Genomic DNA, 11,642 nt, shown 5'->3' with positions numbered 1-11,642 from the left:
CCGGGTTGGTGACGGCGCTTTCGAGCCGCATCTGGGCGGACGCCGGCGAGGATGCGCCCAGCGTTCCACCGACGCAGACAAGTGCGATGATAAATGCCGCTTTGGCTTTGATGCGTCGGAAAGTCACGACAAACATATGCTCCTCTTAACGGTTGTTAAGGAGGCTATATACGCTATTCAAGCTATGGCTCATGCCTTTGACCCCCATTGGCGAGGGGCGACGGGGAGACATCCTCAGGAAGCTCTCGAGGCGGGCCGTCGGCCCCACAGCGCATCCACCCGGCCTGCGATCCTGGCCGCTGCAACCGTCGCGGTACTCGCGCAGACGAGGCGCCTCATGCAAGGGCCGGGGTCCGCGTTGACTTGAGGAGGTGCTCCGCACCTGATCGGAGCTTCGACCTCGCGATCGCGTTTCGCCGCTCCACGCGCAGACAGCCGCAAGTTCGTCGGAACTCAAGGTCGCGGCGTCGCACGACGCGTGGACCCGCTCCACGTCAGTGGCCACCCTCGTCAGACGAGCAGCAGGCGATACGTCTTCTGTGCTCGCGAGGACTTCAGCCGTCATGGACACCATGTGGGGCTTGGTCCGAGGACGGATTGAAGTCGCGGCTGTGGTGCTTCCGTCCAGACGTCCACTGAGCGATCACCACGCGATTCCGGATGAGAAATTCACTCCGCAAGCCGCCCGTGCAGCGGGCCAGCGCCACCACCGTACGTCAGCACGGGTAGGCGGCTCTTGGTCCGCTACCATCGACCCCGTTGCTCTACGTTCGGCGTCCTGCCGGGGCGAAAAGCATCGCCGACTGATCTGTCCGCCTTTGCCGGGAGCGGGCGAGGAGAACGGTCTCAAGTGGGTGCTCCTCTGGCACGGCTCGTTCGCATTTCAGCACAGCTTCCTCCTGACGAATCCAAGGAGATATCTCAATGATCGGTTCACTTCGCGAAATCTTTGATCGTCTGACGGTGCAACAACGGGAACGTCTACGCCAAGCGGGACGAGAAGAGGACTGGCCGCAAGTAAGCCTGCAACTCGCGACCAAGGTCGGGCCGATGGCGGCACGCGGGGTCTCGTTGAAGGTTCGCCTCAAGGAGGTAGCCGGGGTTCCACTCATCGGCCGAGGAGTGCGCCTCGAGAACCCCCAATTCATACGGGCGGGGCATGGTCTCATAATTGAGGACTATGCGGAGGTTCAGGGTCTTTCGATACGAGGCTTGGAAATCGGCAACGATGTTTCGATTGGCTCGTTTGCGCAAATCAGGCCTAGCAGCTACTATTCGCGAGAGATCGGGGTCGGACTCACGATCGGCGACAGCTCGAGCATCGGGCCGCACTGCTATATCGGCTGTTCGGGCGGGATCGATATAGGTTCCGAGGTGATGCTCGGACCCGGCGTGCGGCTCTTCTCGGAAAATCACAACTTCGGCGATAGCGGTTCCGTCAAAGGACAGGGAGTGACATGGTCTCCCATCCTAATCGGTGATGGTGCTTGGATAGCTAGTGGAGTCACGATTCTCGCGGGAGTAACCATCGGCCCCGGAGCTGTCGTGGCGGCCGGATCTGTCGTGACAAGGGACGTCGCGGCGCACACAGTCGTCGCTGGCGTACCGGCGCGACAAGTCAAAGGTACGAAGAAGTGATTCGGGTACTCATTCTGCATCCCTCTGATGAGCTGTATGGGGCGGATCGGGTTCTACTCGAATCCCTCGCCGCGCTCCCGAAAGGCTCCCGTATCGAAGTGTGGTTGCCATGTGACGTCGACTATCCGGAAAGAGCCCTGACGCACGAGCTCGAACGACGTGGACATTATGTGCGCAGAATGGATCTGCCTGTTCTGCGCAGAGCAAATCTCCGCTTGGTGAATGCCCCCAAACTGCTTCGCCAATTCTGGGCGACGCGCAATGCGATTCGGAATCACCAGCCTGATCTCGTTTATGTGAATACTGCTGCACTTGCACCAGCGCTTGTTGCTGTTCCTCTGCGGAAAGTCCCAAAAGTACTGCACCTGCATGAGTACGCGACGGGAGTCGAGTCCTTTCTTCTTTCGTTGATGTACCTTTTTGCACATCGTATAGTCGTTGTGAGCGACGCTGTTCTGAAGACTCTTCCGCGCCGAGCCAGAGCGCGAGCGGTTGTGATTCGCAACGGATTTGAGTTGCCTCCACCAGTGGCTAAGGACAGTCATAGCGGCCAGATGGTGTTTGTGCTCGCGAGTCGCTGGAACGCCTGGAAGGGGCACGAGGTCCTTCTGCGGTCTTGGGCACAGACGCAGCGAGAAGACGCACGGCTACTGGTGCTCGGCGGCCCACCCTCCAGTGGGGAGACTATTGATGTCCTTGGGTTGATCGATGACCTTGGGATCACCTCGTCGGTCGAAGTTATCGGGGAAACGCGGGACGTGCGCTCCATAATTGATGGCGCGGACGTAATTCTTGTTCCGAGCATCAAGCCCGATCCCTTCCCGACCATTGCCCTCGAGGCAAGTGGCGCCGGGCGCGCTGCGATAGTGAGCGATACTGGCGGTTTGTCGGAAATTGTCGTCGACGGGATCTCCGGCGTGACAGTCCCACCCGGCAATGTCCCAGCTTGGACTCTTGCAATCGATTCGATCACAAAGGAGCAAGCTGCCGAGATGGGCGCTAACGCACGCTCAAGGTACGAGAAAGAGTTCACGCGCGAAATATTCACGTCGCGCATGCGCGACCTCTTTAGCTCCGTGCTCAACGCCGTGAGGAAAACCAGTGACCCTTGGGAATACGACCACCCGATTGAACGCAACGGCGTCATCGATCACGGGGTTCGATGCTACGAAGTGGAGCCTTCAATTGCGTGAATCAGTTCGCGCCGGAGATGTTTCCGTGCTGCAATTTCACTTTCGAGAGGGACGAGCGCGCGCCTTCAGCCGCGATTTAGCCCCGTCCGACGGTGATCACGCGCCAACGGAGTTAGCATCAAATCTTGCTCTTACCCCCAAAGGGGGAGGGGAACGGCGCATGTCCTTCTGCCTCGCTGCTCCGCGGGAGTTCTGCCGCTAATCAGCGGAGGACGATTCGCGCGTCTGAGGCAGGCGAATGCTACTATAGCTGTCATGATCATCGCAGCAGTCGCAACCGTCGGTGCGATTCTGATGCTTCTGACCCTTTCGCGACCATGGCTCGGGGTCGCCGCTCTCGTCGTTTTAGTGCCCTTCAACAGCATCATCTCCTCGTCTTTGGCGGCCGGGCGGGATGCAACTTTGTTTGGAGCCATCAAGGACGTCATTGTCGTTCTACTTGTGTTGGTGACGATTCTTTCTGCCAAGCGCCTTCGCCGAGTTAATGGCTGGCTCGCGCTGGTGATTGCCAGTATCGTGCTTCTGGCAATCGGGTCGAGTTTGCAATCCGACCCGTTTCAGGGAATCTACGGCCTGCGGAACAACTATCTGCCGCTGATCCTCGTGGTCGTCGTGCCAGCGGTCCTCGACGCCGACTCCATGCGTCGGGTCGGAAAGGTCATGGTTCTTGCGGGCCAAGCGGTCGCTCTAGTTGCAATCTACACGTCATCGTTGGGTGTCCAATGGTTGTACGACCTGGAAATTCTGCCCGTGCCGGAGGGCCAGAGCTTCCCAGCTTCATTCTTCGTGCAGGGCGCGACTGAGCCCAGAGCCTTCAGCCCGGCCCCGGGGCCCAATGAGCTCGGGCTGTATCTCGTCATATTGTTCTGCGTCATCATAACTCGATCGGAGTGGCGAGTTACCAGCCGAGGGCTCCTACTGGTGCTACCCTTGATTGCGTTATGGCTGACTCAGTCTCGTTCGGCGATGCTCGGACTCGCAGCGGCTATTGCGGTTCTCGTTACTATCCGGGCTCGGACCAGCAAAGCGACTTATAGCCAATTGCTGGTTCCGGTGTTCGCAGCGGGTGGATTGGCCGCTTGCTTCCTATTCCTGGAGTACATCGGCGGGGCCGAAGTCGATCTCTCGACGTCAGGCCACATAGTGAGTCTCGCCGACTCGTTACCGCAGATGTTCGGCCACCCGATCGGTTATGGTGTGGGCCAGGTTGGGCCGAGGGCTTATCTATTCACTAATGACCCGATTTTGGTCGAGAGTTTCCTTCTGCTGATTGGGCTGGAGGCGGGTCCGTTCGTTTTGCTGCTGTATTTTGTTCTGCTCTTCAGTCTCGTCGTGCTTTCGCTCCGAGGCAGGACAATGGGGATCGCGTTGATTGCGGTTGCCATAGCGAGCTCCATTCCGAGCCAGTTGGTGCTCCCGTCTCTTCAAGACGGGTCGACAAGCTATACGCTGTGGATTGCGGTGGGTCTTGGACTCGCTGCCCTGCGTGAGGAACGCGCCGGGCTGGGAAATGCAACGGAGAAGGAAGATCATGGGAATCGCTCGAAGTATCTCGGTCATCGTCGTTACGTACAACAGCGCAGAGCACATCGTCCCCTGCATCGGGCCGTTGGTGGATATCCCGGACTTTGAAGTGATCGTCGTCGACAATCTTTCGAGTGACAACTCAACGAGTATAGCGAGAGGGCTCACTAATGTAGTCGTAATCGCAAACAGCGAGAATGTAGGCTTCGCGAAAGCGGTTAATCAGGCGGCCACTCGCGCAACGGGGGACGTCATCATTCTGCTTAATCCTGATTGTCGAGTTGCGGCGGCCGATCTTCGTGCTCTTGCGGACCAGGTGCGGAACAATAGTGAAATCGGGGTCGTGGCACCCACGATCACGCATCCGGATGGCCGCTTAGAAGTCCGGTCGGCAGGCTACGAACCCAACTTGGCGCACATGACGGTCCACGCACTCGGTCTTGGGCGCAGGCGCATCGCGGGACACCTGTTCCGAGGATTCAACCTCTACGCGGCCGGGGAGACCGCTCCGATGACGCGAGTGGACTGGGTTTCGGGGGCGTGCTTCGCAATCCGCACCGACCTTTGGTGGACGATTGGGGGACTTTCCGAACGCTGGTTCATGTACGCGGAAGATATCGATCTGTGCCGACGTGTGCGAGAGGGAGGGCTCTTGGTTGTCCAGGACTCGACTACGTTGGCAACGCACGAGGTGGGGGCGTCCAGCGAAGTTGCCACCGGGCCCGTATTCACGATGTGGATCGAAAGCCTCGCCGATTACTATCGTGAGGTCTACAACCCCTCGGCGACGAAATTCTGGGCGTGGCGATTGATTGTCGCCAGCGGGTTGGGACTCCGGGCTCTGCGATTCGCCGTTCTCGGGCGGAAAGACAGAGTTCGTGCAGCGATCTGGCTGCGCGAAAGCGAAAAATTCCGAGCTTACGCGCGTGCGGTCCTCGCGCCCAGGTTCTCCGCGGAATGATCGCTCTGCGCTGCTTTCCTGTCAGGTGCTCGCGTCAATCTGAACGGATGGCCACGTGCCTCCAGAATCGGCAAGAGTAGCCTGATCGTACGCGGGGAGGGGCGAGAGAGTTTGGTGGGTTTTGCCGGTATGTGTAGATCCTGGGCCTAGAAACCGCAGCAGTGGATTTCCGGGCCGCGCACAGGTGCGATGGTGCATATCGGTAATGGCGAGTAGCCGATTCCTGTGCGCTTTATAGATCAGCGTCGTGCGACTAGGTTGCTGAGTGCGTCTTCGTAGCGAGTGCAAACCAACTGCCACGAGTACTCGGAGATAGCGCGTTCTTGCGCTCGCGCGGCGAGGCGGTTCTGAAGCTCGGTGTCAGTGAGAAGCGACTCGATTGTCTCAGCGATGGCGGAAGATTGCGGTTCAGTGAAGAGTGCGGAGTCAGCGAGGACTTCTCGGTTATAGATCGTGTCTCGCGCGACGATTGGGGCGCCGCACGCCATCGCTTGGACCAGTGCAGGGTTCGTGCCTCCTACGCTGTGGCCGTGGAAATAGACGCCAGCGTGCTGCCACAAGGAAAGGAGTCTGGCATCGTCGCTGACATGGCCAAGCCAGTGGACGCGGGGGGATGACCGCTGTAGTGCTTCTGCAGCTTCGTCGAGTTCACCGCCATAGCCAGTGGAGCCCACGATAACAACGTCATGGTTCACGCTTAGGTGTGCTGCTGCTTCTAGGAACTCTGCGATCGAGTTCTCAGGGACAAACCGGGCTACGATCAGCACGTAGCGTCGGTGGGTAAGTCCTTCTTCCAGCGGCAACGGCGCGGGCACCTCGCCGCCGTATGGGACAAAAACGCCGTCCCGGCCGAAATCAGTTTTCCAGCGAGCAGCAATCGCCTCTGCGTCGTAGAGGAGTTCCGTCCCCCAGAGTGCTGTCATCTTAGCGCCGGCGCGGAACATGGCCTTTGCCGCCCGGCCCCATTTCGCTCGGTCCCACTCGATGCCGTCGACGTTGACGAGCGTTGGGACTCCACGTGCCTTAAGCATGGGCAACCAGAAGCCGTTGGCAACGTTCATCACGAGGCGACGTCCGGCTTCTTCCAGACTGAATCGGCGGTTGCCGTCAGTCCGTAGGTCAGGGTGCTGAGCGACTTCGATTCGATACCCCGCGTGACCTTGCTGTGCACGCGGAGGTCTCGTGCAGGGTCGTCCGGCTTGGTAGAACCCTCGCGTCCGTAAACAGTCACATCCCAACCGTTCTCGGCAAGGTAGGGAGCGAGACGCCGAACAGCTGTCTCAAATCCGCCGTAGTAGCTCGGGTATCCGCGAGTCCCGATGATGGCGACTGACTTGCTCACGCTGTTCCTTCCGCGTCCCTGCTTCAGGCGGGGGTCCGTTGGTGTGACTGTATTGGTCCTGCGTAAACCGGGCGATGTTGCTGGGCCTTCTGCGATGCTAGGCGGTCTGAGCCGCGTACTTCGCCTCCGTCGCAGCCTTCTGCGGACGCCACCAGGGCTCGTTTTCGCGGTACCACCTCACGGTCGCGGCGAGGCCGGACTCGAAGTCGGTGTAGCGGGGCTCCCAACCGAGCTCGGTGCGCAGGCGGGTCGAGTCGATCGCGTAGCGGAGGTCGTGACCGGGTCGGTCGGTGACGTGGTCGAAGGCGTTCTCGGCGAGGCCGAACTCGTCGAGGATCAGTGTGACGACCTCGAGGTTGTTCTTCTCGCCGTCGGCGCCGATGAGGTAGGTCTCGCCGATCTCGCCGCGGTCGATGATCGCCCAGACGCCGCTGTTGTGGTCGTCGACGTGGATCCAGTCGCGCACGTTCTCGCCGGCGCCGTAGAGCTTCGGGCGGATGCCGTCGATGACGTTCGTGATCTGGCGGGGGATGAACTTCTCGACGTGCTGGTAGGGCCCGTAGTTGTTGGAGCAGTTCGAGATCGTCGCCTTCACCCCGAACGAGCGGACCCAGGCGCGCACGAGCAGATCGCTGCCGGCCTTGGTCGAGGAGTAGGGGCTCGAGGGGTTGTACGGCGTGTGCTCGGTGAACTTCGCCGGGTCGTCGAGCTCGAGGTCGCCGTAGACCTCGTCGGTCGAGATGTGGTGGTAGCGGACGTCGTGCTTCCGGACGGCCTGCAGCAGGGTGTACGTGCCGATGATGTTGGTCTCGAGGAACGGAGCCGGGTCGTTCAGCGAGTTGTCGTTGTGCGACTCCGCCGCGAAGTGGACGACCAGATCTGACTCGGCGACGAGTCGGTCGACGAGGTCGGCATCGGCGATGTCGCCCTCGACCAGGGTGATGCGGTCGGCGACGGGCGCGAGGGAGTCGCGGTTGCCGGCGTAGGTCAGCTTGTCGAGCACCGTGATCTCGCTGTCCGGACGCTCGCTCAGCGTGAGGTGGACGAAGTTGCTTCCGATGAAGCCGGCGCCGCCGGTGACGAGGATTCGCACGAGTGCTCCTGCAGGTGGTGTGGGCTGGTGGACTGAGGGAACGGAGACGGATTCGCTCGTCATCGACGCTAGTGCAGGATCGATCCGCGGCTCGTCGTCAGAACGACGAGGACTCGAGCGCGAGGAGCCGCTGGAGGTAGGCGCCGTAGCCGCTCTTGACCAGCGGCGCGGCGAGCTCGGCGAGCGCGGAGTCGTCGATCCAGCCGTTGCGCCAGGCGATCTCCTCGATGCACCCGATCTTGAAGCCCTGGCGCTGCTCGATCACCCTCACGAACTCCGTCGCCTCGATCATCGAGTCGAACGTGCCCGTGTCGAGCCACGCGGTGCCTCGGTCGAGCACCTGGACGTTCAACCGATCGGCTTCGAGATACCGCTCGTTGACGGTGGAGATCTCGAGCTCGCCCCGGGCAGACGGCACGATCGTCTTGGCGATCGCCACCACGTCGTTGTCGTAGAAGTACAGGCCGGGCACCGCGTAGTTGCTCTTCGGTTTCGCCGGCTTCTCCTCGATCGAGAGGGCGTGGAAGTCGGCGTCGAACTCCACCACGCCGTAGGCCCGGGGATCGGCGACCTGGTAGGCGAAGATCACGGCGCCCTCGACATCGGCGTTCGCAGCGAGGGCGGTGCCGAGCGCCGTCCCGTGGAAGATGTTGTCGCCCAGCACGAGTGCGACCGAGTCGTCGCCTATGAACTCCTCGCCGATCAGGAACGCCTGCGCGAGCCCGTCCGGCGACTCCTGCACCGCGTACGACAGCGACATGCCCAGCGCCGCGCCGTCGCCCAGCAGCGCCTTGAACTGCTCGTTGTACTCGGGAGTGGTGATGACGAGCACCTCGCGGATCCCGGCCATCATCAGCGTCGACAGCGGGTAGTAGACCATCGGCTTGTCGTAGATCGGCATCAACTGCTTGGAGATGCCCTTGGTGATCGGCCAGAGCCGCGTGCCCGAACCGCCCGCGAGGATGATGCCCTTCACGAGGACACCCCGATCGCGAGGACGAGGACGGGCGCGGAGGAAGCGGGAGGGGTCCCGATCGCCGAGGAGGAGGAGCGCTGATGGATCTGCACGGTGCTCGACACTAATCGCTCCGTGTTTCGGTTCCGTTGCCTGGCGCGCTCCGGGAGCGCTTTCCCGAGAGCGGGCCTGGCCCCCCTTCGTGCCGCACGCGACGCCTTCAACGCTCGCGAAAGCCGTCCGAGTATCATTGCCGCGTTATGGCACGCATCTACGACTGCTCCGTCGACACGGACCTCCTCACCGGCACCCGTCTCGCGCGGACGGCGATCGGGCGGGGTGAGCTCGTCGTCCTGCCGACCGACACCGTCTACGGAGTCGCCGCGAACGCTTCGACGCCGCGGCCGTCCAGCGCCTGCTCGACGCGAAGGGCCGCACGAGGCAGTCGCCTCCGCCCGTGCTCATCGGCGACGTCGCCGCACTGGATGCTCTGGCCGAGAACGTGCCCGACGCCGTGCGCGAGCTCGCCGCGGCGTTCTGGCCCGGCGGACTGACGATCGTGCTGCACGCGCAGCCGTCGCTCATCTGGGACCTGGGGGAGACCCGGGGGACGGTGGCGCTGCGGATGCCCGACAACCCCGTGACACTCGAGCTCCTGGCCGAGACGGGTCCGCTCGCCGTGTCCTCCGCCAACCGGACCGGTCGTCCCTCCGCCACCACCGCGCAGGAGGCGTTCGACCAGCTCGGCGACGCCGTCGACGTGTACCTCGACGCGGGAACCGCGGGCACGGGATACGGCGACCGCCCCGCAGGAGCGAGCGAGTCGTCGACGATCATCGACGCCACGGCTCTCAGCTTCGACGGCGGCACCCTGCGGATCCTGCGTCAGGGCGTGGTCTCCGCCGTGCGCATCCGCGAGGTGGTGGGCGGGCTGCTGCCCGACGGGACCGACGACGCGGTCACGACCGGCGACACGACCGAGACGTCCCAGGACTCCGCCTCCTCGGAGCCGGTGGAGGCGCAGGACGAGGCCGCTCCCTCCGCGCGACCCGACTGGGCCTCCGGAGCGCGCCTGCAGGACGGGCCGGCGGCGAGCGGTACCGCGCGCCCCGACTCCGCCCCGGGTGAGTAGCGCGTGATCGCCTTCGTCCTCGTCTCGCTCGCCTGCGCGGTCGTGACGTTCGTCCTCTCCTTCGTGATCTGGCGGCTGGCCCTGCGTTACCGGCTCTACCCGAAGATCCGCATCCGCGACGTGCACACTCGGCCGACCCCCCGTCTCGGCGGGATCGCCATGTTCCTCGGCATGGTGGCGTCGTTCGGCATCGCCTCGCAGGTCCCGTACTTCCGGCTCGTGTTCGCGAATCCCGAGCCGATCCTCGCGATCCTCGGGGCGAGCCTGCTCATCGTCCTGATCGGCGTCGCCGACGACATCTGGGACCTGGACTGGACGACGAAGCTCGCCGGCCAGCTGATCGCCGCCGGTCTGATCGCCTGGAAGGGCGTGCAGATCGTGTCGCTGCCCATCGGCGGGCTCACGGTCGGATCGCCGTGGATGTCGCTGATCATCACGGTTCTCGCCATCGTCCTGGTGACCAACGCGCTCAACTTCATCGACGGCCTCGACGGCCTGGTCGCGGGCGTCGCCCTGATCGCGAACGGCGTGTTCTTCCTCTACAGCTACCTGCTCGTCCAGCGGACGTCGCCGACCGACTACTTCAACCTCGCCTCGCTGATCGCGGTCGTGCTGGTCGGGGCCTGCGCGGGGTTCCTGCCGATCAACTGGCGTCCCGCGCGCATGTTCATGGGCGACGGGGGAGCGCTGCTCGTCGGGATGCTGATGGCCACGGCCGCGATCGCGGTGACCGGTCAGATCGATCCGGCGCAGCTGAAGGCGAAGGAGCTCCTGCCCGCGTTCATCCCGATCATCCTTCCGTTCGCCGTGCTGATCGTGCCGCTGATGGACTTCGGCCTCGCCGTGATCCGAAGGCTCCGCGCCGGGAAGTCGCCGTTCAGCGCCGACCGCAAGCACCTCCACCACCGTCTCCTCGACATGGGGCACTCGCACCTGCACGCGGTCCTGATCTTCTACTCCTGGACCGCGGTGGTGGCGTTCGGCTGCCTCCTGATCTTCGTCGTCGACGTGATCTGGATCCCGCTCGCGTTCCTCGGCGTCGGTCTGCTCGGCTGCACCGTGGTCACACTCGCACCCCTCAGCCGCCGGAAGCGGCTCGAGGCCGCGGCGCAGTCGGCGGAGGCGTCCCCCGTCCTCGATCCCCTCGACCGGGCCTCCGCAGCGGAGCCCGTCGAACCCCCGGTCGGCTCGCCGTTCGTCCGGGACACCCAGGCGCCGCCGCCGGCGCGGAAAGAAGCATCATGACCGGAGACACCCCGGCCACCCCCCGTCCCCAGCCCGCCTCCGTCCCGATCCTGCGGCGGACCCTCGTCCTGGGCGGGGTGTTCGTCCTGGCTCTCGCCGTCGTGGGCGCCGTCGTCGGCGCGCTGGTCGCCGGGGGAGAGGGAGCCATCGGCGCGCTCGTCGGCGCGCTGGTAGGCGGAGTGATGGTCGCGCTGACCGCTGCGAGCATCCTGGTCGCCAACAGGCTCGACATCGGCGGCTTCTTCGCCGTCGTGCTCGGCACCTGGCTGGCCAAGTTCGTGCTCTTCGTCATCGCGGCGCTCGTGCTCCGCGACCAGCCCTGGCTGAACAGCACCGCGATGTTCGTCACGATCATCGCGGCGGTGCTCGGCTCGCTCGTCATCGACGTCCTCGTCGTGTCGCGGTCGCGGATGGCCAACGTCAGCGATCTCGCCAGGTGAGCGCCACCCGTGCACTGTCTGAGAACGACACGATTCGGCTCTCAGGCCGTTCTGTTGCTACAGTAGGGACGAATCCGCAGGCGAACGTGTGCCCGTCCTCAGGTCGTCTCATCGTTGAT

10 protein-coding genes and 1 pseudogene are annotated in these 11,642 nt (G+C 63.2%); 7 read left to right on the top strand and 4 right to left on the bottom strand.

What is annotated here, in order from left to right:
• Positions 1 to 924 precede the first annotated feature (924 nt).
• The 4 genes from B0T42_RS22125 (at position 925) to B0T42_RS12230 (ending at position 5,316) form a co-directional block, all read left to right on the top strand.
• On the top strand, positions 925 to 1,638 hold the full coding sequence (locus B0T42_RS22125; protein WP_077223387.1) for an acyltransferase: 714 nt from the start codon (positions 925 to 927) through the stop codon (positions 1,636 to 1,638).
• Positions 1,635 to 2,831 (top strand): glycosyltransferase family 4 protein, encoded by a 1,197-nt coding sequence (locus B0T42_RS12235; protein ID WP_077223386.1) that lies wholly within the window; start codon positions 1,635 to 1,637, stop codon positions 2,829 to 2,831. Before B0T42_RS22125 ends, B0T42_RS12235 begins: the two co-directional genes overlap by 4 nt.
• A 255-nt stretch (positions 2,832 to 3,086) precedes the next feature.
• Positions 3,087 to 4,463 carry a hypothetical protein gene (locus B0T42_RS20050; RefSeq protein WP_158078115.1) on the top strand — a complete coding sequence of 459 codons (1,377 nt, stop codon included), beginning with the start codon at positions 3,087 to 3,089 and terminating at the stop codon, positions 4,461 to 4,463.
• Complete coding sequence (locus tag B0T42_RS12230) at positions 4,363 to 5,316, top strand: glycosyltransferase family 2 protein (protein WP_158078114.1); 954 nt, start codon at positions 4,363 to 4,365, stop codon at positions 5,314 to 5,316. The genes B0T42_RS20050 and B0T42_RS12230 overlap by 101 nt, the downstream gene beginning before the upstream one ends.
• A gap of 239 nt (positions 5,317 to 5,555) precedes the next feature.
• On the opposite strand, the gene B0T42_RS12225 is transcribed toward B0T42_RS12230, so the two are convergent.
• The 4 genes from B0T42_RS12225 to rfbA form a co-directional block, all read right to left on the bottom strand.
• Positions 5,556 to 6,377 (bottom strand): glycosyltransferase, encoded by an 822-nt coding sequence (locus B0T42_RS12225; RefSeq protein ID WP_236720260.1) that lies wholly within the window; start codon positions 6,375 to 6,377, stop codon positions 5,556 to 5,558.
• Positions 6,377 to 6,658 carry a glycosyltransferase family protein gene (locus B0T42_RS21395; protein ID WP_236720259.1) on the bottom strand — a complete coding sequence of 94 codons (282 nt, stop codon included), beginning with the start codon at positions 6,656 to 6,658 and terminating at the stop codon, positions 6,377 to 6,379. Before B0T42_RS21395 ends, B0T42_RS12225 begins: the two co-directional genes overlap by 1 nt.
• Positions 6,659 to 6,755: 97 nt before the next feature.
• A complete protein-coding gene (rfbB, locus tag B0T42_RS12220; RefSeq protein ID WP_077223384.1) occupies positions 6,756 to 7,751 on the bottom strand; it encodes a dTDP-glucose 4,6-dehydratase in 996 nt (331 codons plus the stop codon).
• Positions 7,752 to 7,848: 97 nt separating this feature from the next.
• Positions 7,849 to 8,727, bottom strand: a complete 879-nt coding sequence (rfbA, locus tag B0T42_RS12215) for a glucose-1-phosphate thymidylyltransferase RfbA (RefSeq protein ID WP_077223383.1) — start codon at positions 8,725 to 8,727, stop codon at positions 7,849 to 7,851.
• Positions 8,728 to 8,966: 239 nt separating this feature from the next.
• Here rfbA and B0T42_RS12210 point away from each other — a divergent pair.
• From B0T42_RS12210 to B0T42_RS20045, 3 genes and pseudogenes are all read left to right on the top strand, one after another.
• Positions 8,967 to 9,646: pseudogene (locus B0T42_RS12210) on the top strand (L-threonylcarbamoyladenylate synthase); the annotation flags it as partial.
• Positions 9,647 to 9,841: 195 nt separating this feature from the next.
• Positions 9,842 to 11,083 carry an MraY family glycosyltransferase gene (locus B0T42_RS12205; RefSeq protein WP_077223382.1) on the top strand — a complete coding sequence of 414 codons (1,242 nt, stop codon included), beginning with the start codon at positions 9,842 to 9,844 and terminating at the stop codon, positions 11,081 to 11,083.
• Positions 11,080 to 11,523, top strand: coding sequence for a Cg1360 family ATP-synthase-associated protein (locus B0T42_RS20045; RefSeq protein ID WP_077223381.1), 444 nt, complete (start codon positions 11,080 to 11,082; stop codon positions 11,521 to 11,523). Before B0T42_RS12205 ends, B0T42_RS20045 begins: the two co-directional genes overlap by 4 nt.
• Positions 11,524 to 11,642 lie beyond the last annotated feature (119 nt).

The sequence above is a fragment of the Rathayibacter rhapontici genome (genome assembly GCF_001995175.1).
GTDB lineage: Bacteria > Actinomycetota > Actinomycetes > Actinomycetales > Microbacteriaceae > Rathayibacter.
This window is presented reverse-complemented; position numbering and strand designations above follow the sequence as displayed.